The sequence below is a fragment of the Nocardia sp. NPDC059691 genome, from assembly GCF_042733915.1.
GTDB classification, from domain to species: Bacteria; Actinomycetota; Actinomycetes; order Mycobacteriales; family Mycobacteriaceae; genus Nocardia; species Nocardia sichangensis.
In genome coordinates this window covers 319919-343594 of record NZ_JBHWFB010000010.1, presented here as the reverse complement: position 1 = coordinate 343594, position 23676 = coordinate 319919, and the positions used below count along the sequence as shown (strand labels likewise).

25 protein-coding genes are annotated in these 23676 nt (G+C 66.8%); 24 read left to right on the top strand and 1 reads right to left on the bottom strand.

Translation table 11 applies throughout. The features are described 5' to 3' along the window. Positions 1-90 precede the first annotated feature (90 nt). The 12 genes from ACFV2O_RS23490 (at position 91) to ACFV2O_RS23435 (ending at position 10717) form a co-directional block, all read left to right on the top strand. Positions 91-939, top strand: coding sequence for a PD-(D/E)XK nuclease-like domain-containing protein (locus ACFV2O_RS23490; protein WP_379253648.1), 849 nt, complete (start codon positions 91-93; stop codon positions 937-939). A 21-nt stretch (positions 940-960) separates the two neighbouring features. After that, the gene (locus ACFV2O_RS23485; protein WP_379253647.1) at positions 961-2094 is read left to right on the top strand and encodes a recombinase RecT; all 1134 of its coding nucleotides are present in this window, start codon (positions 961-963) and stop codon (positions 2092-2094) included. A gap of 341 nt (positions 2095-2435) precedes the next feature. Further along, positions 2436-2711, top strand: coding sequence for a hypothetical protein (locus ACFV2O_RS23480; protein WP_379253646.1), 276 nt, complete (start codon positions 2436-2438; stop codon positions 2709-2711). 24 nt (positions 2712-2735) lie between these two features. Further along, positions 2736-3017: a hypothetical protein gene (locus tag ACFV2O_RS23475; protein ID WP_379253645.1), complete on the top strand. Its 282-nt coding sequence runs from the start codon at positions 2736-2738 to the stop codon at positions 3015-3017. A 29-nt stretch (positions 3018-3046) separates the two neighbouring features. Beyond that, positions 3047-3391 carry a hypothetical protein gene (locus ACFV2O_RS23470; protein ID WP_379253644.1) on the top strand — a complete coding sequence of 115 codons (345 nt, stop codon included), beginning with the start codon at positions 3047-3049 and terminating at the stop codon, positions 3389-3391. A gap of 582 nt (positions 3392-3973) precedes the next feature. After that, positions 3974-4186, top strand: a complete 213-nt coding sequence (locus tag ACFV2O_RS23465) for a hypothetical protein (protein ID WP_379253643.1) — start codon at positions 3974-3976, stop codon at positions 4184-4186. A gap of 342 nt (positions 4187-4528) precedes the next feature. Beyond that, entirely contained in the window at positions 4529-5098 is a 570-nt protein-coding gene (locus ACFV2O_RS23460; RefSeq protein WP_379253642.1) for an AAA family ATPase, read from the top strand. 348 nt (positions 5099-5446) lie between these two features. Next, positions 5447-6244: a methyltransferase gene (locus ACFV2O_RS23455; protein WP_379253641.1), complete on the top strand. Its 798-nt coding sequence runs from the start codon at positions 5447-5449 to the stop codon at positions 6242-6244. Beyond that, on the top strand, positions 6241-6813 hold the full coding sequence (locus ACFV2O_RS23450) for a phosphoribosyltransferase (protein ID WP_379253640.1): 573 nt from the start codon (positions 6241-6243) through the stop codon (positions 6811-6813). Before ACFV2O_RS23455 ends, ACFV2O_RS23450 begins: the two co-directional genes overlap by 4 nt. A gap of 627 nt (positions 6814-7440) precedes the next feature. After that, positions 7441-7818, top strand: a complete 378-nt coding sequence (locus tag ACFV2O_RS23445) for a hypothetical protein (RefSeq protein ID WP_379253639.1) — start codon at positions 7441-7443, stop codon at positions 7816-7818. Beyond that, positions 7818-9320, top strand: a complete 1503-nt coding sequence (locus tag ACFV2O_RS23440) for a YifB family Mg chelatase-like AAA ATPase (RefSeq protein ID WP_379253638.1) — start codon at positions 7818-7820, stop codon at positions 9318-9320. Before ACFV2O_RS23445 ends, ACFV2O_RS23440 begins: the two co-directional genes overlap by 1 nt. A 422-nt stretch (positions 9321-9742) precedes the next feature. Continuing rightward, positions 9743-10717 (top strand): NADAR family protein, encoded by a 975-nt coding sequence (locus ACFV2O_RS23435; protein ID WP_379253637.1) that lies wholly within the window; start codon positions 9743-9745, stop codon positions 10715-10717. Positions 10718-10819: 102 nt separating this feature from the next. Here the strand turns inward: ACFV2O_RS23435 and ACFV2O_RS23430 are convergent, their stop codons facing one another. Further along, positions 10820-11482 carry a hypothetical protein gene (locus tag ACFV2O_RS23430; protein WP_379253636.1) on the bottom strand — a complete coding sequence of 221 codons (663 nt, stop codon included), beginning with the start codon at positions 11480-11482 and terminating at the stop codon, positions 10820-10822. 250 nt (positions 11483-11732) lie between these two features. Between ACFV2O_RS23430 and ACFV2O_RS23425 the strand changes: the two genes are divergently transcribed. The 12 genes from ACFV2O_RS23425 to ACFV2O_RS23370 all read left to right on the top strand — a co-directional run bounded on the left by ACFV2O_RS23425 (position 11733) and on the right by ACFV2O_RS23370 (position 23481). Then, positions 11733-11939, top strand: a complete 207-nt coding sequence (locus tag ACFV2O_RS23425; RefSeq protein WP_379253635.1) for a hypothetical protein — start codon at positions 11733-11735, stop codon at positions 11937-11939. A 674-nt stretch (positions 11940-12613) separates the two neighbouring features. Next, positions 12614-12937 (top strand): hypothetical protein, encoded by a 324-nt coding sequence (locus ACFV2O_RS23420; RefSeq protein ID WP_379253634.1) that lies wholly within the window; start codon positions 12614-12616, stop codon positions 12935-12937. Positions 12938-13263: 326 nt separating this feature from the next. Further along, positions 13264-13818 (top strand): hypothetical protein, encoded by a 555-nt coding sequence (locus ACFV2O_RS23415; protein WP_379253633.1) that lies wholly within the window; start codon positions 13264-13266, stop codon positions 13816-13818. A gap of 273 nt (positions 13819-14091) precedes the next feature. Next, a complete protein-coding gene (locus ACFV2O_RS23410; RefSeq protein ID WP_379253632.1) occupies positions 14092-14538 on the top strand; it encodes a hypothetical protein in 447 nt (148 codons plus the stop codon). Positions 14539-14743: 205 nt separating this feature from the next. Continuing rightward, positions 14744-14998: a DUF4314 domain-containing protein gene (locus tag ACFV2O_RS23405; protein ID WP_379253631.1), complete on the top strand. Its 255-nt coding sequence runs from the start codon at positions 14744-14746 to the stop codon at positions 14996-14998. Further along, complete coding sequence (locus tag ACFV2O_RS23400; protein ID WP_379253630.1) at positions 14995-15609, top strand: hypothetical protein; 615 nt, start codon at positions 14995-14997, stop codon at positions 15607-15609. Before ACFV2O_RS23405 ends, ACFV2O_RS23400 begins: the two co-directional genes overlap by 4 nt. 710 nt (positions 15610-16319) lie before the next feature. Continuing rightward, on the top strand, positions 16320-17837 hold the full coding sequence (locus ACFV2O_RS23395) for a hypothetical protein (protein WP_379253629.1): 1518 nt from the start codon (positions 16320-16322) through the stop codon (positions 17835-17837). A gap of 196 nt (positions 17838-18033) precedes the next feature. Then, a complete protein-coding gene (locus ACFV2O_RS23390; RefSeq protein ID WP_379253628.1) occupies positions 18034-18534 on the top strand; it encodes a single-stranded DNA-binding protein in 501 nt (166 codons plus the stop codon). 542 nt (positions 18535-19076) lie between these two features. After that, on the top strand, positions 19077-19457 hold the full coding sequence (locus ACFV2O_RS23385; protein WP_379253627.1) for a hypothetical protein: 381 nt from the start codon (positions 19077-19079) through the stop codon (positions 19455-19457). Positions 19458-20043: 586 nt separating this feature from the next. Next, positions 20044-21984 carry a winged helix-turn-helix transcriptional regulator gene (locus ACFV2O_RS23380; RefSeq protein WP_379253626.1) on the top strand — a complete coding sequence of 647 codons (1941 nt, stop codon included), beginning with the start codon at positions 20044-20046 and terminating at the stop codon, positions 21982-21984. Positions 21985-22069: 85 nt separating this feature from the next. Beyond that, positions 22070-22462, top strand: coding sequence for a hypothetical protein (locus ACFV2O_RS23375; protein WP_379253625.1), 393 nt, complete (start codon positions 22070-22072; stop codon positions 22460-22462). 398 nt (positions 22463-22860) lie between these two features. Then, entirely contained in the window at positions 22861-23481 is a 621-nt protein-coding gene (locus ACFV2O_RS23370; protein ID WP_379253624.1) for a hypothetical protein, read from the top strand. Positions 23482-23676: the final 195 nt, after the last annotated feature.

Genomic DNA, 23676 nt, shown 5'->3' with positions numbered 1-23676 from the left:
CAATCTCACCTGAATGTGGCTGCGGCTCAACCCCGCTCCCACAGCCGGACTGCTTGCATCACCGCTACTCGGGCGTCATCGGAGATCCTGATGCTGCTTCTGCACACCGCCACCCCGACCGCCGGCATCCACCTACACCTGCCTGACCAGGTCTATCACCGCTACCACGCCGCCTCCCTGTCCAGCTCCAGTGCGCGACGGCTGTGGTGGTCGGGGATCACCCCACGTCAGTTCCGCCACGAACAGCTCTACGGCGCCCCCGACACCGACACACTCGAGTTCGGACGCGCCGTGCACACCCTCACCTTGGGCTCCGGCCCGCCGGTGATGCGGCTGGAGTTCCGGGACTGGAAAACCAAACGCGCTCAGGAACTGCGGCGCTGGTATCGCCAGACCGGCCGCATCCCCCTGCTGGCCCACGGTTACGACAAGGCCCACGCCATGGCCGCCGCGACCCGCGCGCACCCGGCGCTGGTACCGCTTCTGGCCGAAGGCTGGCAGGAGGTGTCGTTCTACTGGCCCGACCCGCGCACCGGCCTGATGCTGCGAGCCCGCCCGGACTGGCTGCATCCCGTCGATGATGAAGGCGGGGTGGAGGTCGTCGAGCTGAAGACCACCGACAGCGCCGATCCCGAGGACTTCGCCTGGTCGGTCCTGCGCTACGGCTACCACCTGCAACAGGACTGGTACCAGCAGGGCATCCGCGCCTGCGGGCTGGTGGTGCGCCGGTTCCTGTTCGCGGCCGTCAGCAAGCATCCACCACACGTGGTCAGTGTCTGCGAGCTGTACCCCGACGACATCGCTGAGGCCGCCGAGGAGAACCGGCGCGCGGTGAACCTGTATGCCCGCTGCCTGGACACCGACGACTGGCCCGCCCACGGCGCCGGCGTCCACCGCATCCGCCTGCCCCGCCGCGCGAACCTGCGCTACCGCCACTGACGAGAAGGGACACCCCGCTCCATGTCCGCACCCCCACCCGCCGTGCCGCGCTCACCGCTGGCCATCACCCCCGGGCAGACCACATTCACCCGCACCCAGATCCAAGCCCTCGCTCAGGCCGCGCGGTGGCGGGACCATCCGCCCGAAGCCGCGCTCAACCTGCTGTTCCACGCCGCCGTCACCAGCGGACTGGACCCCTTCCGCGAACAGATCCGGCTGCTGCACCGCATAGAAGTAGTGACCACCGTGTCGGGGCAGGAAAAGATCGAGCAGCGGTGGTCGGTGGAAACCTCCATCCACGGCTTCCGGATCCTGGGACACCGCGCCGCCCACGACCGCGGCGTGCGTCTCGAGACATCCGAACCGCTGTTCTACGACGACCGGGCGCGGGACTGGGTGCAGGCCTGGCCCTACGACACCCCGCCGGTGGCGGCGAAGTACACGATCACCGCCGTGCACTCCGACGGACGCCGCGAAACCGTCGTCGGGGTCGTGCACTACGACGAGTTCGTCAAGACCACCATCGGCGGCGACCCTTCCCGCGGGTGGGCGAAGATGCCGCGGCACATGCTGGCCAAGTGCGCCGAGGCCGACGCTTGGCGGCGGCTGTTCCCCGACGAACTGGGATGGCTACAGCTGGCCGACAGCACTGCCACCGCCAACGAACCCACCAGCGCCCACTCCGACAGCCTCGGCCAGCCCGCTACACCGCGCAACACCGTCGAGGTGCTCGGCGCTCCCCGGATTTCGTCGGACACCACCGTGGCTGCGACGACAGAGGCTACCGGCGACACGCCCGCCGCCCCCCAGGCCGGCCGGGCGTCGGCACCGACTTCCACCGCGGAGCCTGATTCCGGGCCGACCGAGGAAGCGTCCGCGGACACCGCAGCGGCTACTGCCCCGGCAGCGCAACGGACACCACGCACCGTGACCCGCCGACGTGCCGCAACCACCGACCCCTCCCCTGCCCAGCAGCTCCTTGAATCGGCCGCCACCGCCTTGGGGCGCGACTCGGCGGGTGTCCTTGGTTGGGCCGCGCAGCAGCTGGGTCGACAGATCGACGGCCCCGGCGACCTGTCGACCGATGATCTCGCCCGACTGCAATCCGCCCTGCCTGCGCCAGCGCCTGCACCCGCCGGCGACACGAAATCCTGACCTCGGACTCGCGAATCAACCTGCCCCCGATCACGGGTCTGTGACACCGTCGGGAACGGCGTGACCGTTGGAACGGTGATCGCATACGCCTCCGATTCGCCGAGAAAGAAAGCCGCGATGTCGGCTGCCAGAAAATACGACAGCGTGGAAGAACACTACTGCCCCGCTTGCGACCGCATTACCGAGTGGCTATGGACTGTGGACGAACTGAAATACTCCAACCATTCGGAGGGAGTTCAGCGGCGAGATGTGAAGTGTCGCCGTGACAGCGGGCCACAGACGTGCGATGGCCCAGCTGCCACGCTAAATCAGTGCGAGTCCGAAACTTGGGAGGTTTCAGCGTGTCAATTCTGACTCTTCATGACGCGGCCAGTCTGGGCCGGCTGATCGCTGCGGCGCAGTCGAATTCGCGAGTGGGATTCGCTGTTGACGGTAGCGCGCCGGTGTTCGGCACTGCGCGGCGGATCGGCGACGAGAACGGCGCGAACATGCCGGGGCGCGACGTTCGAGACGCGCTTCTTTGGGTCACGACCGATCAGGGGTTCGAGCGTTTCGAGCCGATCCGGGACCTGATCGAAGCCTTGGGCAAGACGTTCTTCATTCTCGGTGACGAGTAAAAGAGGTTGAATATGTTCGGGAACATGGCTGTCATCGAGCGGGCGCGGGCGACGGCGTACGCGTACGATATCGGCCCGTTTCTCGGCGCCTTCGAGGCCGTTGCGTTCGGGGAGTACTGGTCTAGATTCGGACGCCACGAGCACGGTGAAATGCAAGGCGCGCTCGGTAGGGCGTTCAACTACGACAAGCGCTACTGGCAGTGCTGGCACGCCGAGGGCGCGAAACCTGACGACGGATCCGCGTTCCGGCGTGTGCAGGCCGCCCAGGCACTGGTGGCGCTGCTACCTTCAGTCAGGGTGGCGTAATTCTGGTCGAGATTGATGGTCAGCTATACGTGAAAACGCTTGGCACTCATATGGTGCCGATTGTCGCGCCGTTCCCGTTGCTGTCGATTGATGCGCAACGGATAGAGCGGCGTTACCGCTGCATCGATACGCGACATGCGGGGCATCTTTACAACTCCGCGGTTGACAAGACGTGGTGCCGCTGTGGATGGATCGTGCGGTCGGGCTACCACGTCACCACCTCTCTGAGTCGCTATGAGCGTGCGGAGACGGATTGGTGCCGAATGGATGGCGTGGGAAGGCAGGCGCGCGACTATCTGGCGTCCGTCCACGGCGGCGGCAAGACGGAAGCGGGCGAGGCGTTATGTTCGAGGTCGGTCAGCGTGTCTGCGTGAAGCCGACGAAAATTCCGATTCGCGTGCACGAATACGTGGTGCCGACGCCTGGTCATTACCTGCCGACTGACACCGTGCTGATGGTCGAGTCTGAGCCGGAAACCGATGCATGCGTTGCACTCCGGCATACATTGCTCATGGATGGCCCTCATTCAGATACCTCCGGCGGCGCCGGGTGCGGTCCAATGACGGTTCGAGTGGATGACAGTTTTCTGCCCGGAGGCCTTCGCCCGCGTGCTGCCACACGAGGCGCGAGATGAGGAACGGATATCTCTGCGAGCTTCGCAGACGGACGTTTCAACGGTTTTCCATCCTTTGCGAGCCTTGCCTCGGCGTCGAGGAATTAAGGCCCGCTGTCACAGTATCCATCGCCGAAAGGTCACCGCCATGCTGGTATTCGAGCAAGTCAACCCCGGCCGCTTCGAAGCACGCCTCCGGCTGAACCGGCCATCTACGTCGAGACGGGCCATTCGGCGGCGCCGCACACGGAGAAAAGTTTTCGCTGTCATCCGAGCGGATCGCACCGGTGAGTTCCTGCTGTATGTGCATGATCAGCCTGGCCAGCGTCCTACCCGTAGCCCGGTGCGTTTCGAAGACTTCACCGGTGCGCACCATGCCGCGAATGTCGTCGCTGTACTGTCACCGGCCCGCTTCGCCCAGCTGCGCGCCGATGTGGCCGACCACATCGCTGAGGATTTCCGTGACGACGAGGTGCCCGACATCGGTGCGCGGGTGACCAAGGCGATGCCCGCAGCAGCCATCGCCCGCTACGCGATCCGACGAGGTCTCATCTGAGATCGAGCATCGCCCCGACCGGCCATCACTGCGCCGGTGAGAAGCCCGACTGTCAGCCATCGACCATGCTCGACGCCGGTATCGCTCAGCGGTGTCGGGACCTTCAGGGCCCCGCAGTCATCGCCGCGCCGTGGTGAATGCCTCCACCACTCCGAGCCCGTCACCGCCCCGTCGACCGCATCAAGCGGCCCGGACCGGGCGGCGTAGTGAAACCCGCTACGGCACAGACGAGTTAGCGATCCATGGTGGTTAGAAGCGTCGGCGCTCGGCCTCTGAGTGTGGTGCCGGAGTCTGCCCGGGCAAGAGGGAAACACGCACATTCCAGATGGGAGGAATCTTTTGATGACCGCTGCGCTGAACTCGCCGGGTGGGAGCTTGATCATCGTCTTGCGGGGCTTGATGGGCGCGGGCAAGTCGACGCTGGCCGCCCAGCTTGCCTCGAGCACCCCGACAACCGCCATCGTCTGCCGAGACACCATCCGCGCCAAACAGTTTCACCGCCAGGGGCGCCTTAGTGACAGCGAAGAAGACACTGTCAGCGAGCTGGAAATGCGGGAGTGCGTCGAGCATCTCGACCGGGATTACAACGTCGTCATCGACGCCACCAACCTTGAACCCGACCACGTCCAGCGCTGGCAGAACCTCGCCCGCACGCGCGGCATCGACTGCGTTGTCATCGACGTACACGCCTCCCTCGACACCTGCATCGCAGGCGTCGCCCGCCGCGCACGACACGGCGGCCACGATGTGGACGAGCAGGTCATCCGCCAGGCATGGCAGCATCACCCGCCCGACACCTGGTCGCCTCCCGCCGATTACTTCGTCGGTGAATCGACGCGCCCGGCCTCCCAGCCCGCCCTGCCAACACCTCGTCCACCGACTCCGCCGCCGTACGAACAAACAACCCGGTGACGCGCCGCGGCAACCCGACGCTCGACCCAAAGCCGTTGGAATACCGACTCACTGACCCACGACCCGGCTCAGCCCCTCACATCCTTCACCTTGCTGATGTCTTCAATCACCTGGCCGGTAGGGCTCGTCCTTGCCGCAATCCCGTTGTTCTGGCTCATGCTGCTGCCCCATCTCTACCGAATACTTCGTCGGCGCCGCTGAACACTGCCGCGCCACAACCTTTTCCCGTCTGCTGCTCACCGCACCGGCTGACATCGGCACAGTCCCCTCCTGCGCGGCGCGGTCGTGCGGCGGCGGCGGCGGCGAAAGACCGTCCGCCGGGGTCGGCCGCTCACCGAGGAATCCACGATGACCAAACTCACCAGAAGGGCGGAAGCCGCTCACCGCGAGGCACTGCGCCTGGTGGACCTCTCACGCGATCTCACCGAGGAGGAGAAACGTTTCGTCCTCGACAACTACCGCAGCTCCACCAGCCCGCGCCAAGTGTGTGACGCCGCGTTCTTCACTCCGTTGCCGCTGGCCTCACAGTTCAAGCACCATGTCCACGGCACACGCATCATCGACTTGTGCGCCGGCATCGGGAACTTGACATTCCCCTATCGCGACGCTGCGCCCGGTGACCCTCCACGGACGTTGGTGTGTGTGGAGCGCAACCGCGAGTACGTCCGCGTCGGCCGCAGAGTGCTGCCCGAAGCCCGCTGGTATTGCCAGGACGTGCTGCGCTTGGCGGCCTCGATGCCGCGGCAATTCCACACCGCGATCGCCAACCCTCCCTTCGGAGCCGGTGCGGGTTCGGCTACCACGGGCGGATTCCGCGGTCGCCGTTTCGAGTACCACGTCATCGCGGCCGCGTCGCGACTGGCCGAGCGTGGTGTCTTTCTGGTTCCCCAATCGTCGGCGCCGTTCACTTATAGCGGCAGCGGCCGGTACCGCGCCGACGACCGTGATCCGGAGTATCAACGCTTCACGCACGCGACGGGCATCGTTCTGGGACCGAACGTCGGCATCGACACCTCCCTCTACGACGATCTCTGGCACCATCGCCCGCCCGCCACCGAAGTCGTGACCTGTGACTTCAGATCAGCGACCCGACCGACGCCGCCGGGCATCGGGCGGCGCGCGCCAACGGTGAAGGCCTCGCCGTGAGCGGCGCCGACCTGCTCTGGGTGGGTTCGCCGCATCTGCGGGCCGCGTTCGACCTGACACCCATCCTCACCACCGCCCACCGCCAACTCCGCCGCGGCACCGTAGGCTTCGACACCCTCGTCGGCACAGGATTGTCCGGTGCTCTCGTCTTACCCGCGCTGGCCCGGGAATTCGACGTCGGATTCGTCCTCGTCCGCACCCCGGGCCACCACCGGCACACCTCGTGCAGGACGGAAGGATTTCTCGGCAGCCAGTGGTTGTTCGTCGATGACTTCATCGACACCGGCGCCACCTTCCGGCGAGTCCATCAGGACATCAACGCCCTCGCCCGCCGCCTGCGGCGACCGACAACCTTCGTCGGCGCCTTCCTCTACCACGGCCAGCAGAGTCGGGGACCGCATTACCTTCCACCGCTGGCGACATGGCAGGCAACTAGTGCCCGCGACCGCAGACCAGCACGCCGCTGGCCGGGCCCGCCCCGTGAACGGACAGCTCGACCCAACACCGGCCTCGACACCAGCCCGCCTGCCGAGCGAACCCGCACTACTTCTCTGCGAGAACACCGATGATCCGTGACGACCCACCCGTCCCGCTCCCGCCAGACCACCATGTCCGCCTCAGACCCGAAGACCAGGCCGCACACGACCTCGCTCTGCAGATCCCCTGCTCGCACTGCGGCGCGCCCCGCGCCATGCGGTGCTGGCGCACAGACCTCTACGGCCAGCGCTACGAGAAGCGATTGCTCTGTCTCAAAAGAATCCTCACCGCCCAACGCCACCCGCCCACTCCTGTGCCCAGCGTGCCGCGTACCCGCAACGCACCGCGCCGCCTGGCTGCCAGCGGGGTGGGTGCGGCGCGAGCTGCGGCGCCGGTGAGGACCGCGCGACGCTGGCTGCGGCCCTCACTACGACCAGCCGGGACCACCGACACCGCCGCCTGCCCGCAGCCGGCTCCTCGACAGTCCGTGGCCGATGACAGCCGCATACCGCGCGGTGATGCTGGGAAGGCTCGAGATCCGTCGCCGCTCCCTCACCGGAGCGCTGTAGTCGGCGATGGCGTCCCATCGGCCGGACCGGTTGGACGCAGGACCCTGGCTGCGCGCGGCACCAGGCAGTAGCGGTGGCAGCACCCTGACCATATCCGTCGGCATGGCACCGGTGTCGGCGGCGACTGTCTCGACTCGAAGGAGACACAGCGTGGGCGACACATCCCCCGCACAGATCCCATCACCACACGCCATCGGCGTCGCTGCGGACTTCATGCAGGGCGTCGGCATGCAGGTCCTCGCCACCAACATGCCGACCGACCACAAACACTTCCACCTGATCGCTTCGCGCGAACCGGACACCGTTAACGTGATCGTGCACGAGGGGGAACTGCCCACCGACACCACCCAGGTGATGGGCCTTTCGGATCGAGTGCTGTGGCCCCAGGCCGGGCGGTGCTGGGCCGCCCAACAACCCGTTGCGCCCCTGCACCTTCGGTTCGATATCGTCGCGGTCTCCCACGTCGCGCTCGGATCCGGACAGGAATGCGCCCACAGTGTCACCGGCTATCTGCGGGATGTGTACTGATGGGTCTGGGACGCAGTTACTCCGTCGCCGTCACCGGTGTACGGGGGGACATCATCGGGGTGCAAGCCGACATCGGTCAGGGCCTGCCCTCGATCACCGTCACCGCGGCCAGCGGCCTGGCCGAAACAAAAGATCGTGTACGGGCCGCGATCATGAACGCAGGCACGCAGCTGCCCGACCGCCGGATAATTCTGGCAATCGAGCATGATCACCCTGGGAACGGTGGCATCCACGACCTGGCGGTCGCGGCGGCGATTCTCGATGCCGCCCACGTCTTTCCCCCACAGCGCACACGCCGCACAGTGTTCCTCGGCGAGCTCTGCCTCGATGGCCGACTGCGTCGCTGCGCCGGACTACTGCCCGCGGTCCTGGCCGCGCGCCGCCACCACCATCCCGTGGTCGTGGTCCCCGAACAAGCACTCGACGAGGTCGCCGCGGTCGAGGGCATCGAGGTACTGGGCGCACCCGACCTGCGGACGGTTATCGCGTGGCTTCGCGACGAACGCAGCCTGCCCACCCCCGCACCAGCCCGCTACGACTACCCGGCACCGAGAACCGATCTTGCCGACCTCGCAAGCCACCCCGATGCCCGGCGGGCGTTGGAAATCGCTGCCGCGGGTGGAGTCCACATGGCGATACTCGGGCCCAGCGGATCCGGAAAGACTCTGCTCGCACAGTGCCTGCCTGGGATTCTGCCGCCGTTGACCCGCGATCAGGCACTGGAAGTCGCCGCGGTGCACTCCACGGCAGCAACACCGCGCGAACCGGCCCTCAGCCTGCTGCCGCCCTATTGCGCGCCCCACCACTCAACGTCCGTCGCGGCGATGTTCGGCGGTGGCTCATCCATGGCCCGAGCCGGGGAGGCCGCTCGCGCTCACCACGGTGTTTTGTTCCTCGACGACGCTGCGCAGTGGCCGTCGCGTGTGCTGGACAGCCTGCCACCTGTCTGCGATCACCAGCGAGTCGTGCTCGGCCACCGCGGACGCACTGTCGCCTTCCCAGCACGAGTGCAGATGCTCGCCGCCTCTGCCTGGTGTCCCTGCGACGCTCCCACCGACGCCGAGTGCCGGTGCCAACCGGTGAGCGGCCGCCGCCATCGCGCATGGCGGACCAGTGCGTGGGCTGACCGCATCGACATCTGGATCGCGCTGGACCCTATCGACGCTGCGCTGAGCGAGGCGGACACCGAACCCAGCGCAGTAGTGCGGGAACGGGTGATGGCCGCGCGCGACGCGGCCGCCCAGCGATGGCAGTCATACGGGTACGTCCGCAACGCCGATGTACCCGGATCCGTTCTGCGGCAGCAATTTCGGCTTCCAGCCGCGACGACCACCGCGATAGAAGCCGCGCTGCACGCCGGATCGTTGTCCGCACGCGGCGCAGACTCAATCCTGCGGCTGGCGTGGACCATCCGCGACCTGCGGGGTGGCGACATCCCAGACAAGCATGACGTCGCCGCGGCGCTGGCGCTTCGTGCCCAACCTCAACGGCCGACCACCTAGCCGACGCTCGCTCGTTCCGGATCACCCGGGACGGAATTGCCCGCCCGCCGCCGTTGGCGGACCAAGACCGGTCCCTGCCGTCCTGCAACGACCGCGTCTCGATCGGCCTCACACGGTCCGACAGCGTTGCCACCCCGCGTCCGGGCCGACCACGTCTACGCCTGAGGCCAGTCGCCACAGCCGTCAACTGCCGACCGCGGTTGGGGGCACGCGACCCTCCGTCAACGGTGACGACCTAATCGGTGAATGCGATCGAGACTGCGGCCCGCCATGGCCCACACCCAGGCCCACAGCGGTGTCCGCGCCAGCGACGGTGTCAACACATCGTGCCGAGCGACACAGGCCGTGGCTGGACCGGCGACCACGGTCACAGCCGGAGCGGACGCATCAGGATTGTCGGATATCGAGAGGACAGTGCAGGCATGGCTACTCGCAGCCGGGCGATGGTGATCGACAGATTCCGCGGTGAACACGAGTATCTGTCGAATTTCAGTGACTATCCAGCCGAATACGCCGACGTGTGGTTTCCCACCGCCGAGCATGCTTTCGCGGCGGCCAAGACCACTAACCCGCGGTGGGTGGAGCAGATCGAGGCGGCGGCGACCCCTGGTGAAGCCAAGAAGCTCGGTCGGCAGCTGCCGCTGCGCCCGGACTGGGAGCAGGTCAAGCCCGCCGTGATGGCCGAGATACTGCGCGACAAGTTCACGCGTGATCCTCGACTTCGCGACCTGCTGGTGTCCACCGGAGACCAACTGCTCATCGAAGGCAACGACTGGAACGACGACTATTGGGGCCGCTGCCTGCGGCCCGGTCTCGTCACGCCCGCTGGAGCGAACATGCTCGGGCGCACCCTGATGCAGGTCCGCGGCGAGCTGCGCGGCGACCCGAGCGACCGATGGCCACGGGTGGCGCTCACCGGGCACCGTGAGCATCTCATTTCTTCCGACGCCCACTGCTGGGTTCGCGCCGAACTGGAACGAATCGTGGTCAAGCTCCGCGACCACCACGTCACCCGGACAGCGTCGAGCGGGCTCGCGACGGGTGCCGATACATGGTGGGCGGAGGCCGCGTTCGCCGCCGGTCTAAATGTGTGGGGCTATCAGCCGTTTCCCACGCAGAGCGCGCGATGGACCCAGACGCAGCAGGCCGACCACGCCAGCATCTGTGACAGGCTGGCGCGGTTGGTGCTGGTCGCCGACCACGCCGACAGGCGGTTCTTCGGGGTCCGCAACCAGTTACTGATCGGTGATGCGCATGCTGTTGTCGCGGTTCGTGATCCGCGCATCACCGCAGGCGGCACCGTCTCGGCGTTGCGCCGCTACTGCTATGGCATGCCCGTGATCACCGTTGACCTCGCTCGCCGCACGACGACGATCGCCGCCGCCTACCGCCCGTAGACGCCCCAGGCGCCAGCGCTCGCCGTGACCCTCCCCACCGCGTCCTCCGCCTTCGATCGGAGACGATGGAGGACCGCAGGAGTATGTGGGGAGGTACTTGCGTCAGCGCGGGCTGCGCGGCTCCCGCCCTCGGGCGATGCCCGCTTGGAGGGATCGCGGTGGACTCTCGCTGCTGGCCCGGTCCGCTATTCCGTCGTTCGGATCGAGCTCGCCCGAGACCGATTCGAATGCGTGACGGGTTACATGGGGTTCCGATGTCGCGGTCACGTCCTGACCTGTGGCTGTAGCCGTATTTGCGGCGGGGATGGACTCAACTGCCACGTGGTCCTCGCGTGGCTGGCGGGTGTCGACTGCGTCCGCCTCGGGTCGCTGGAGCGAGCGGGCTTCGGAGAGTAGTTGTCGCGCCTCGTTCTGGCTTACGTCGAGGATATCGGCCAACTCTTCCACATTGCAGCCTTCGCGGCGGATCGCGGCCGCGGCGAGGGCTTGCTGGCGGCGATGCTCAGCGATCTGCGCCGCGGTACGAGCGCGAGCCTCCTCGATCCGCTGCTGGAGGACACCGATCTCGTCGGCGAGGTCGTTCTCGGCGACCTTTTTGCCTGCCCATGCCTCCGTGTACTGCTTCTCTGCGGCATCGATCCGCGCCTGGCGCTCACGCGCAGCAGCATTGCGCTCCACCCGGCGAGTTCGCCGCTTCTCGAGTTCCTCAGCGACCACAACAGGCCGCCGCCGCCCTCCACGCCGCGGCGTTGATGTGCCATCCATCTCGACTCCTGACTGACCAGATCGTTGCCTTGCCAGTCCCCTGCACACAGCCTACGACGCCACGCCGAAGCTGTTCGGCTGGTGGCCGACTCGCGCGACCGCGTCACCGACGGAAACCTTCACTGCGCCGAACCGTGCGGGGATCACCGACTTGCCCGACACGCTGCATCAGGAACTCCGCTGCTACTGGCAGTGGCGGAGGGCCGCGAGTACTGCCCACCTTCGATACCTCGATTGATCAGGAGTGTTGATGTCCATGTTGTTGTCAGCGTTGTTTGCTGTGTTGCTCGGGCTGGCGCCGCCGGCTGCACAGTTCAAGGTCGCGCCGGGTGACGTGCAGACCATTCCGGGTGCGGTGTCGCCGCACGTGGACCGAGACCAAGATCTCGATTGCGCCACGACGGGCAACCTGGTGTGCAGTCCAGCCCTGAGTGCCCATGCCTGGGGTGCACAGTGACCGAAGGGAACCCGAGGGTGGATCTGAGCGTATGGCCCGCTACTTCGCTGTCAGCTGCCCGCGGTTCTTGCCCCCAACGGTTGAACGGCACCGTGGCGCCGTTCCGCGTCGCCCGCGCGGTGGTGTAGGAGCTGACGACCGACGCATGTCGCGGCGCAGGACGAACTTTGCTTGCATCGGTCGGGCATAGCCAGCAGTCGCCGCGTCGGACGGCTCGTCCGGATACACTGGATGCGCGCCGCTGCGGTAGCTTTCCTGTTGGCGGGCGGCGCGCATGCCCGCAGTCCCGGCATGGAACCGCCCGCTACGGCGGTGGGTCTTCGACCTCTGTGCAGCAGTCGTGGGTGTGCCCGAATTCATTTCCGGCACACCCACGCGCATGTCGCCCCTCTGCCACCCAGAGGTAGCGGTGCCGCGAACCCCAGACACCAGTCCATCAGACCGGCGACCTCGATGCCCAGCGTGCCCCGACCACCCTGCGGCGCTCACATCAGCCTGCCGCCTCACAGAGGACGAACCCTGCACCTGTCCGCCCTTGGGTGGACCTTCGGCCACGAGGAAAGGACGCCACCGCGATGATCAGGAAACGCTCTACCGGTCCAGGGGCCACCGAAAGCCCGCAACCAAGCGCAGCAAAGATTTTCGAGATCACCAGCAATCATATTCGGCTCGCTATGAAACAGTCCGCGACCGAGGACGCTCGCATTCTCAGTGTCCTGCCCGACGATCACGACAAGGACGCGGGTATCGAGGTGACAGCCGACAGCGCGGAGGCGGTGACCCGGTTCATGATCGCACTGGCCCACACGTCCGGGCATGAACTACGCCACCTCACCGAAGGCGGGTACGTGGACGATTGCGACGATCCGGACGAGCAGGAGAACGCGCCGACCTTCCACTATTTCCCCCGCATATCCATCATCGCCGAAGGTAGCCGTCAACCCATGCCAGGATTGCGTTGGCTACGTCGCGCGATCAGCCTTCCCAGCTGGCACTGAACCGCACTTTCACGCGAAATTCCGGCGACCCGGGCGGATCTTGCCGCGCAATCATCTACCTCGCCGATGACGCGCACGTAGCCGACCGCTGCTACGCAACTCACCTCCGGCGAGGACCTTCCACAGCGTCTCTCACGGCTGACGCTCCGCGCGACACCATCGCCGATCACCGCGCCCGCCCCCTGCTGTTCGGCCTGCCTTGAAGAGGTGTGTCGCATCTCGAGAAGCGGTGTTCATGACAGCTCGCACGGATACACGCCAGCGCTCCGACGCAGCAATCCGAACTCGGCGGCGATGGCCCCCCAGTCCACAGGAAGGAGCAGCGAATGAATCGACCGCGGTTGTACATCGACGTGGATGGCCCCCTGAACCCATGCGACGCCAAGCCCGAACGTCGCCCCGAGGGCTACACCACTTTCCGGTACTACCGGACAGCTGGCTCGCCCCGCGCGGCAGCGTGCCCTGGCGGCGCATCGAAGCCGCTGCGGGTCTGGCTCAATCCTGCCCATGGCGAGCAGTTGCTGCGGTTGGCCGAGTTCTACGAGTTGACCTGGGCGACGGCTTGGGGTCCGGAGGCGAACACGTGGATCGCGCCGAAGCTCGGGCTGCCCGAGTTGCCGGTGGTGCAGTGGCCCACCATGTACGACGCCGGTCCGGAGAGAACGTTCTGGAAGACCCATCATCTGGTGTCTCATGCCGCGGGTCGAGCGTTCGCGTGGATCGATGACGAACTCGGCGCGCCCGACCGGGATTTCGTGGACTACCACCACGACGGGCAGGCGTTACTGCATCATGTCGATCCTCGTGTGGGGTTGCGTGACAGCGACTTCCACACCCTCGAACGCTGGGCGAGGACGATCGCCTCGGCACAAGCCACCTGAATAGAGTCACCGGTCCCGGCCAACCGCCGCCGCCCCCATCGGCGCGCGCCGGGACCGGTGATTCGCCCCGCCTGCGCGGCCGCGGCACCCGCATCGCAAAGCAGCACACCAACGCCCTTCACGACGAGGTGGTTCGACCAGTACACCACTCCAGCAGCGGCACGCGCGTCCAGGTCGACATCCATGCTCCACCCGCCGAGCTCGCGGTCCAGCCTGGCTTCAGCCCTGCCCGCGGCCGCCGCAGCACATCACGGTGAGGAGGAGAGATTCTGCATGAACATCTATGACCGTTACCGCGCGGCCTTGACGTCCAGCAACGAGCAGGTCCTCATCGTCGGTCATGTGCGCAGCATCGTGCTGCCCCCGGGGCGGGGAGCGCATGTTCCGTTGTTCGATGAGCTGACCCCGGCACTCGCCGCCGACAGCACGTACCCGCTGTATGCGCTGGCCGCTGTCAACCACGGGGCTCACCGCGGGCGGAGTTGGTGTCTCGTTCCGGCCTACCTCGACCGGGGATCACCTGCCTGCGTGCGTGTACAAGCCGCCTCCACCCCCCTGCGCCCGGACCGCGCGCAGATCAGCGAATCCGTCTACGCCGCTCTGCTCGTGCTCGAAGGCCACCTCGCGCTGCCGGTGTCGGTGCCCGTCCACCCCCTCACCGCTGACCGAGGGGCTGCGAGTCCCGCAACCGGGTGTAGCGCATGCCTCCGAGGTAGGTGAAACGGCAGCCGCCGACAACTTCCCGTAACCGCTACCGACCCCGCCAGTACATCCGGACATCCCCGCTCCGCCGCCGCCGCAGCGCTCGAACATTCTGTTGCCTCGACGAGCCTGCCATGGATCGGGTGCCAGCGCCGGTACGCAGCCGGCCTCTCTTTGGTGGCCACCAGCATCTAGCGCACTGCGAACGAAGGAGACGACCATCATGCCCGAACCCAAAGTGGGTGACCGCGTACAGATCACCGGGACCATGCCCGACGAGAAATACCCCATCCCGATCGGCGCGGAAGGAACGGTCGTCCGCACCACATACGCGGCTATCAGTCAGATCGACGTCCGTTGGGACGACGGCCGGAAACTGATGCTACTGCCAACAGATCCGTTCGAGATCATCTCCACGGCAGCCGATCCCACAGACAACGAGAGTGTGGCCGAACCCGGCGTCGGGGAGGCGCGGTGATCGCGATCGCCGACCGGGCACGCCAGCAGGAATTCACCGCATACGCTGCTGCGGGCACGCTGGCCCCGGTATGGGAGCGTGTCGAGCGACTGCTGACCCGGAAGCGGCCCATTGTCTACGTCGAGCAGTGGCTCACCGGCACCGCGGTCATCGTGCTCACCTCGCTGGCGGTCGATGACACCGGGATCATGCCGGGCGCTCGCTACTGGGGCCGCGCAACCGATGAGGGATTCGCTGTGGCATTGACCTCCGGCGTCGGGCTGGGCACCTGCGCGCATCGGCACGAAGGCAACGAATCCGACGCCGCGCTGCGGTTTATCAACGACCAGCGCGCCGCCACCCGCATCCATGTCCAGGGCTTCGGCCATGGCCGTGACGACCACCTTCAGATCACGACCTACAACGCACGCGGTGTCGGTGTGCACCGTGCTGTTTACTTCACCGACGCACCGGTCGACAGGCACGCGCAGCGGGAGGCGTCGCTGCTGGAACAGCTCGCCAACTGTGGGGATTGGTCGTCTGGCGCGCTCGCTGAACTCGCGACCCGATTCCGGGACAGTCGGCAACCGGCCGCGACACTGCCGTCGCTGCTGGCCGCGCACCGCGCCTGACCTCATCCTGGCCGCTACCGGCTCCGGCCGTGGACCCATAACCGACCACACCGCATGGAGCCCCTGTCGGTCCACGTCCCGCCGATCTGGCCCCACTCCTGACGGCAACGGTCGTTCCCGCTCGGCGCATCGCGTCAATTGCGCATCCCCGAACCCGACTTCGCGGCCGGAATGCACAACACCGATGCCGCAGCGACTGCGGGCGGTGCGCCGTTTACAGCTCGAGCACGGTGGGGTGCGCCGCCTGTGGTCGGTGATCACCTTTCAGCGCTCACGGCCGCGGTGTGCGTCGCGATCGCTGCGGCCGCCTTAGTGGTGGGGTTCTGGAACTTCGTCGGCACCCTCACTACATCCTCGGCCTCGAAGCGCCCGCGCTGGTGGGCTCGGCGCAATCCGCCGACCCCTGATCGTCCCGGCGACTTGATCGCGCGATCAGGCCAGACCGTCGTCGACCAGTCCTCAGACAGCGCAACAGCATCCGATCGATCAAGGGAATTCACATGCTTTCAGCCCTCAGCTCCACCGCGGACAGCCCGACGCCGCGCGGAGCGATGACCGGTGACCCGCGCACCGACAACGAAGGCCGCTGGCCGGTTCTGGCCCCGGGGTGGCGACCGGCGGGAGAACGTCAGCAGATGGCGTGTCTGCTCGTGTGGACTGCGCTGTCACCCGGTGGCGAGCAGCCCGCTACGAAACCCAGCCTCGAGGATGTGGTGGATGCCGCCCATGTCTTCGGCGAGGCTGCGCAAGGGCCCGACCTCGAATGCGACATCGCCGCGACCTTGGGGAAACTCGTGGCGTGGCGGCGGCATTCGGCGCCAGCTCGCCAGGCAGCGAATGTTCTGGTCGACCGCTACAAGCGCGACCACGGACTGCTCATCGATCTCGATGCCCGGGTGATCGCCAGGGACTCGAGGTTCGATGTGGGGGTCGAGCAGGGATGGCGTCACAACGTCTTGCGGTGGAGACGAGAACGTGCCGCGTTGACCGCCGCCCGCCACCTCCTGACAAGGGCCCAGATACCGGAGACCACCAAGGCCCGGGCCCTGGACACACTCGTGATCCCTCGCTCACGTCCGGAGCGCGCGGTGCTGCGGCACCGGCTCCGCGCGGCGGGGGTGCACGATCGCGACTGCCTCACGGTGCTTTTCGTTCTCGACTACCTGTGCTGGCAGGTCACCGATCTGGATCTGCTCACTGACGCGCCCGTGCTCGTCGATCCGGGCGTCGATCAGCGAGGCCAACTGCGCGAACAGCTGGAGTATGCGCTCGACCCCGCCCGCTGGGGGGCCTTCTACGACCGCGACCGGGAGTTGACCGGGACGTTGTTCGAGGGCGAACTGGCGGTCTTGTCACCGGCCGATCAACAGCTGGCACGAGCCAGGCGCGACGCCATCCTCAACGGTGCGACTGACCTCCCACCGCTGTGGCCGGGCACCGCGAGCAGGTACGCCCTGGATTCGGCGCTGCGCACCTACGCCAGCACTGTGAAGGAGTTGCAGGAATGCGCGCAGCACCTCAGCGAACAACGCGCGATACCGGCTTCGGAGGCAACTGATTTCCGGACACATGTTGGGCGTCAGCTTGACGACTTGCGTGCCCACCGCGCGGCGGTCCTCCAGCAACTCGGCAACACCGGTGGATTGCTGACGATCGAGCGATTCCAAGCGCAGCAGCTGCTCGAGGCCATCGACCTCGGTGAAACCAGCCTGCCGGAGCTTCGTTTCGTGACCGAATCCGACCTGCAACGCTGCGACATACGCCGCAGCTACACGGACCCGACGAAGGTGAGTGAGGGCGCTGCACCGTTGATGAGAGGCGTGCTGGAAAGCGCGGGAATTGAAATCTACGACTTCGACGACGACCACTACGCATTCCGCGACAACTACCTGCTGCCGAATGATGCAGAGTCGCGCGCGGTGCTCGCTGCCGACGAATACATCACCCGCCTGGCAGAAGGCGACGAACGCGCCCGCGAATTCGCAGCCGACTACCGCCGCGGGCTCGACCGCCTCGACAAAGCCCTCGCACAGGCAGGCAGGGGTGCTGGCGAGCGCGCGGATTTCCGTGCGATGGTCGAGGGGTACGTCGCATCGGCAACCTTCCACGGAGCCCACCTCGCGCAACGCCGCACTCAGTGGAGCGAGCGGATCGCGCAGACCGTGCGCGCTCGTGACATCGAAGGACGAGCCTTCCCCGACCCGCACGCCGATCTCGACCTTTGCTGACGCCGCTTCCGCCGCCCCGATAGCGGTCGAGCGTGGACGCGCTCACCGCGCAGGCTCGCGCTAGCGCGGCAATGCCGCCACGGCACCGACCAGGTCAGGGGCCGGGTCGCCGATGTCGTGCCGCCACGCCGTTGCCCGGGCGCGCCATTTCGGCCAATCCCTCGAATACAGCAACTTTGACGCGAAGGAGCAGATGATGCCCGGCGATACGGTCATTACTGTCATCGGAAATCTGACCGCTGACCCTGAGCTGCGGTTCACACCAGCTGGTCAAGCCGTCGCCAATTTCACGGTCGCCTCGACACCGCGGGTGCTAGACCGCAACAGCAACGAATGGAAGGACGGCGAGGCGCTGTTCCTTCGTTGCAGTATCTGGCGTGAGGCCGCCGAGAATGTCGCTGAGTCGCTGGTGCGCGGTTCCAGGGTTATCGTCAGCGGGCGGCTCAAGCAGCGCTCCTACGAGACTCGTGAGGGCGAGAAGCGCACGGTCGTCGAGCTCGAAGTCGACGAGGTCGGTCCGTCGCTGCGATACGCCACCGCGAAGGTGAACAAGACATCTCGCAGCAACTCCGGTGCTGGCGGATTCGGCGCACACAGCTCGAACGCCAACAACGAGCGCGCGAGTGCACTGGCTGGTGTCGGTGCCCACAGCGACGATCCGTGGAGCAGTGATGGCGCGGGCGAGCCTGGGTTCTAGCTACGCCGCACCGCTGCCGTCGCACTGACCACATCCGCTGTGGGCGCAAGCCGATACACTGGCTGGCGTCACCGCCTTCTTCTGTCCTGTCGAAGGCGTTGACGTCGGCAGGCCAGGCAGGGCACCGTCTCGGCGGTGAGTCGCTAGGCTCCTGCTCGACCCAATGTGCCCGGTCTCGTGCCGGGCACATTGCATAACGGCTGTTTCTCAATCTTCCCCTCAGCCGCGCGTGTTGTCGCGGGAGGACACAACCGCCCGCGCGGTGACGCCGCCTGCGCGCACCACCCGGTAGCAGCTACCTCGCCCTCGCCCAACTCTGCGTGCGCCTGAAACTCTCCGCTACCCACCCCGACGCCCGTCTACGGCGTTGCGGCGCAACTCATTCTTCTTCCCGGAGACGCCGTCATCGACAGGCGGACACTCCCCGACATCCGGAAAAGCGGAACATCCATCGAATTCGTCGAGGCCCATCGGGTCCTTGCCTCGGATGCCGTCGCCGTCGCTTGTTGTCCACCAGTAGATTCCATTGAAAGGTACGCCTTATGCTGCCGTTCGCCCAAGCCGGTCCTCAACTATTCGAAGCTCGGTTTCCGGCACACTGGTCTCTCGGCTTTCGCCCGGAGACTCCCAAGACGCGGGTATTCGCCGTTATCCGTGTCGAAGACGACGGCCGGTGTCTTCTTTACGTGCACGATAAGGGACTCGAACACCGGCCTGTGCGTTTCGCCAGTTTCGTTACCGCGCAACGAGCAGCGACCCTGGTGGCCGAGTTGCCGCCCAGGGAATTCTCGCGACTGCGAACCCTTGTCGCCACACATATCACGAGCCGCTTCGGCGTCCCCAGCGCAACAGCACTGCCCCTTGCCCATGCGATGCGGTCGGCGGCCATCGCCCACTACGCGATCAGGGCGAAGCTGACCTGACGCGCTCCGGCCGTTCCCGTCGTGCGGGTGAGCATGCGCTCGCCTCCTCGCCGCTCACACGGGCAGGTGGGTCGCATTCGATGGCATGTGAATCCGCGACAACGTGGAGGGTAACTGCCACCGGCACATCGGTGGATAACCCGCGTCACGTGGATACGCCGCAACACCGGTATTCCCCACCCGTGTTCGCGTCGGCGAGGCGCTGGCACGGTCAGTCGCCCGGCTAGAGGCGGCGGTTGGCACCGGGCTGCGGTGGGAGGGGGTTGCGAGAGGCGGGATGCCCGTCTGGTCGCGCGACCAGCCCGATCCGAGGGCTACCAGCTGGGAGGCCGCCGCGCGTGCGGGCCCGCGCGCGGTCGTCAGCGAATTTCCCCACGCGCGTCGTTGCGGCCGCAGGAGGCGGTTTCACGGATCAGCGCAGGAAATTCGCCGCCGCCCTGATGACGCGCGTTCCCTCCCGCACGTCGTCCTCCCACCTGGCTTCACGCCCTCGGGCTGGTCGCCCGACCAGCCGAACATCCCTTCGGAAGCTGCCTCTTCCGGCGGGGTGATCTCCACTCTGATCACGTAGACAGGACAACATCACGTGAGCACTCTCATGTCCCGCAACCTGCTGCTCGACGCACCCCATGAGAATCTGTTCCTGGCGGCTCTCGCCGAGATCGACTGGCTGCTGCCCCACCGTCGCGAAGCGGCACTCGCACACGCGACGCACGCCCTGGCGTTCGCGCTGCCGGAAGATCGTCACATCCTCAACATGCTGGTGCGCAGCTTCAGCCGTGTGCCGTTCGACGAGGCACGCAAAGCGCTCGAGCTGTATGGCAAGGCACATCCCGAGCACGAACAGCGCCTCGGCAGCTGCATCCCCACCACTGATCCTGGCCTCTACGTCAAAGACCTCGGACCGATCTTCCACACCGGCCTGGAGGTCGCGGAGTTGCCGCGGCTGTCACTGCGTTTTACCTACCGGGCCCCGCAGTTGAGTACCCGGCCGAAGCCGGAGACCGACCGGCGAGTCCATGCCCCCGAAGCGATCGCCGACCGCGCTCGCCGTCATGCCAGGCACATGATCGTGCGGGAACTCGACACACACGGCACCCGGCGGGTTCATGACCTGCGCCGGGTCCTGCCGAAGGTGGTCGCGGATGCCCTCAGCGTGCGCTTGTCCGAGCTCGAACGCGACGGGATCATCCAGCGCCCGACGTACCCGGACGAATATTCGCTCACCAGCCACGGGGCCGCAGTCCATGGCGCACACATTCACCGGCCCGTGGAACCGCCGATCGTGACCGAGTACTTCCGGCGCAACCTGTTCTCCGATTGGCAAGCCAACCTCGAGCGTGCCCGCCGATCTCGGAACACCGCTCGCGAGAACGAGCTCATCTTCGAAAGGCCGATCCCGCGTGACGACGCCGCGATCCGCGTTGCCCGCGACTACGTGCGCCCGTTCCGAATCGCCGCCGAAGCCGAGGCAGCGGTGCGCGCCGAACGGCTCACTGCCGACCCCGGCTGGCGAATCCGCCACAGCCGTGCTCTGCCAACCGATGTTGTCGCCGAGCACTGGGATCGCGTGTATCTCGAGTACGTCACCGAGCAGCTGGCCTACGCCGCCATCCACGATGACCCGCGCCCCCAGCGACCCAAGCCCGGCCCAGCCCGTGCAGAGAACACCATCGACGTCATCAACGACGCCTACCGACGTCAGAGCGCACGCTACACACGCGCCACCGACACCGTCCGCAGCGACGGTTATCCCGCCGAGCCCTCCGACGGGCACACAACCGAATGTGGCCGGATCCACCCTGAACTGGTCCAGGAGACCTTGGCGCAGCTGAGCGACAGCCACTACGACGCTCGTCCCCTGCCGTCTGTGGACGAGGACTCGACGCGCAGGGCCTCGATCCGGACCGGGATCTGGATCAGCACCGACTATCGCGACGCCCCCGAACACCGCGGCGACGGATTCGAAGTCGATCACGACAACGCCGCAAAGGCACCGGTCACCGGCTGGCGGTGCGTGTGGTGCTTCATCGAGCGTTCCAGCCTCGACCGCCTCGGTTCTGATCGGCAGCACAGCGACGACGGCTTGTGCGAGTACTGCCGCGCCGACGGACGCCCAGGTATCCCGGCGCTGCCCGAAGGGTTCACCTACACCGACACGGTCACTGCTCATTGCGAGTTCCTCGCCCGCGCATACCCGATGCTGGCCCGGGCGCTTCTTCGCGACCAGTGGCGGCGAAGCGGCAAAGGCAGCGTCACCGCCGAGGCGATCCAGGCATTCATGCAGGCTCACCCCGAGATCCCGGACACCGCGGCTCCGCGACAGGACGCCACCCAGCCTGCACGCCCACTCACCATCCAGCCCAGCCGCCAGCGCGGGCCGGTGATCGGTAAGGGGCTGCGGCGCGACCGTTGCACCGGCTGCGTCCGCGACACCGGTGTCCACCCCGACGGCTACTGCACCTCCTGCCGAGTCGAACTCGGCATCGTGAAACCCGCGAAGCGCGCATCACGTCGCGCCGCCTGACGATCCTCACCGCACACCAGCCGGGCCGCCACAGCACATCGTGGCGGCCCGGCTGTCTGTCTCCCAACCTCTCACGGAGTTAGGCATGTCGCCGAAATCGCTCAGCCACCACACCCTCGCCACCTTGCTCGACCTCTTTCGCGCTTCCCGCGATGTGATCGCCGCCATCATCCGCCCCATCGGGCCGCTGATCCGCATCTACCACCACGACTTCCTCAACGCTCTTCTCGGCTTCCCCGCCCGCCTGTGCGTGCAGCGGGTCTTCAGCTACCACGACTCCGATATCACCCCCGGCACCCCCGACGACGTGATTCTTGAACGGCAGTTCCAGCGGTTCAACATCGGAACTTCGTACTTCGCCGAACGGTATCGGGATCGGTGGCTTCGATCACTGTCCGTCGGCGACCGCGTCGGCATCGACAACCGCTTCTACCGCTGCGAACCCAGCGGCTGGACGCGAGCCCCAGCCCCCCGCTGACAAACGTGTCCGGCGAGAGCCGCACGCGGTTCTCGCCCCAGACCTCGAAGCTGTGACACCGACGTCGGCCCCGCACGCCGACACACCCTTCGCCCCACCGCTAGGCCGAATTCCGGCCGCGGAGCCCCCACTCGGGATGCCGATTCCCGTCGCCGCGCAGCACGGCACCGCATACCAGTGCTCTGACACGTCCCGCAGGCCACAGTCTTCCGAGTCTGTGGCCTGCGGAGTGTGCCAGACCGGCGCACCCCCCGAAACCGTGGCCGTTGAGGCCAGGAAGTGAACGATCAGTGACCACCGAAAAGACCGTTCCGACCATCGAAACCGACAAGCAGATCATCGTCGCCCGCACCCTGCGGTGGCGGCACTTCGGCAGCAACGAGAGCAGGGTCCAGCGGTTGTTCGATGCGGTGGGGCTGCGCGAGTACATGCCGAGCCGTGAGCTGCCGTTTACCGTCGATCTGTCGAGGTTCCTGGAGAGGCTGCCGCAGCAGGCTGAGTTCAAGCTGTATGCGGTCGAAGGGATCCCGAACCGGTATGAGGTCGGCGAGACGGTCGAGCGGCAGCTCAACTCGGCCGTGAGGGAGTACATGGGCCTGGTTTACGGTGGGGACGTCGTCGCCGAGGCTGTCTCAGTGGAGTCCCGCGCCGTCGATGTCGATGCGGTGCTCGCAGAGTGGGGCGGCATCGACACGCCATACCCGAAGGCCGGTTCGACCGAGGTCGACTCCTCACGCCGTGAGTTGGTCCGGTCCATCCTCAAGGTGGGCGTCGAACAGTTGGATTACTGCCGAGATTTGGAAGCGTCGATCCGCGCTATCGGCCTGTCGGAGTACCTCCCGCCGGAAACCGCGGAGGTCACGGTGGACATCCCCGGCTGGGGCCCCAGCACCATCACCGCACCCTTGACTCGCATCGGTGAGTTCGACGAGGCGCGATACCGCAGCGCGGTCCTCAGCTTCATCGCTACCAAGCTCGGCGAACAGAATCTCCTCACTCCGCCGACGACCGCAGCCTGAGACAACATCTGGCCCGCCGCTCCGCGCCGGAAGCAGTCAAGCGTGCTCCATGTGTAGTCGCCAGGTCGACGCCCGCCGCGGGGGGGGGCGGGGGGGGCCGGGGGGGCCGGGGGGGCGGCGCGGGGCCGGGGGCGCGGGAGAACCGGGGCGGCCGCCCCCCGAGGGGGCGGGACCCCCCCCCGCACAATAGGGCCC

What these genes read in the sequence shown, in the direction of transcription:
- ACFV2O_RS23375 (WP_379253625.1), top strand. Translation starts at nt 22,070, where the DNA reads ATGTCGCCGAAATCGCTCAGCCACCACACCCTCGCCACCTTGCTCGAC.
- ACFV2O_RS23410 (WP_379253632.1), top strand. Translation starts at nt 14,092, where the DNA reads ATGAACATCTATGACCGTTACCGCGCGGCCTTGACGTCCAGCAACGAG.
- ACFV2O_RS23405 (WP_379253631.1), top strand. Translation starts at nt 14,744, where the DNA reads ATGCCCGAACCCAAAGTGGGTGACCGCGTACAGATCACCGGGACCATG.
- ACFV2O_RS23425 (WP_379253635.1), top strand. Translation starts at nt 11,733, where the DNA reads ATGTCCATGTTGTTGTCAGCGTTGTTTGCTGTGTTGCTCGGGCTGGCG.
- ACFV2O_RS23420 (WP_379253634.1), top strand. Translation starts at nt 12,614, where the DNA reads ATGAAACAGTCCGCGACCGAGGACGCTCGCATTCTCAGTGTCCTGCCC.
- ACFV2O_RS23475 (WP_379253645.1), top strand. Translation starts at nt 2,736, where the DNA reads ATGGCTGTCATCGAGCGGGCGCGGGCGACGGCGTACGCGTACGATATC.
- ACFV2O_RS23390 (WP_379253628.1), top strand. Translation starts at nt 18,034, where the DNA reads ATGCCCGGCGATACGGTCATTACTGTCATCGGAAATCTGACCGCTGAC.
- ACFV2O_RS23440 (WP_379253638.1), top strand. Translation starts at nt 7,818, where the DNA reads ATGGGTCTGGGACGCAGTTACTCCGTCGCCGTCACCGGTGTACGGGGG.
- ACFV2O_RS23415 (WP_379253633.1), top strand. Translation starts at nt 13,264, where the DNA reads ATGAATCGACCGCGGTTGTACATCGACGTGGATGGCCCCCTGAACCCA.
- ACFV2O_RS23385 (WP_379253627.1), top strand. Translation starts at nt 19,077, where the DNA reads ATGCTGCCGTTCGCCCAAGCCGGTCCTCAACTATTCGAAGCTCGGTTT.
- ACFV2O_RS23460 (WP_379253642.1), top strand. Translation starts at nt 4,529, where the DNA reads ATGACCGCTGCGCTGAACTCGCCGGGTGGGAGCTTGATCATCGTCTTG.
- ACFV2O_RS23430 (WP_379253636.1), bottom strand. Translation starts at nt 11,482, where the DNA reads ATGGATGGCACATCAACGCCGCGGCGTGGAGGGCGGCGGCGGCCTGTT.
- ACFV2O_RS23490 (WP_379253648.1), top strand. Translation starts at nt 91, where the DNA reads ATGCTGCTTCTGCACACCGCCACCCCGACCGCCGGCATCCACCTACAC.
- ACFV2O_RS23455 (WP_379253641.1), top strand. Translation starts at nt 5,447, where the DNA reads ATGACCAAACTCACCAGAAGGGCGGAAGCCGCTCACCGCGAGGCACTG.
- ACFV2O_RS23485 (WP_379253647.1), top strand. Translation starts at nt 961, where the DNA reads ATGTCCGCACCCCCACCCGCCGTGCCGCGCTCACCGCTGGCCATCACC.
- ACFV2O_RS23435 (WP_379253637.1), top strand. Translation starts at nt 9,743, where the DNA reads ATGGCTACTCGCAGCCGGGCGATGGTGATCGACAGATTCCGCGGTGAA.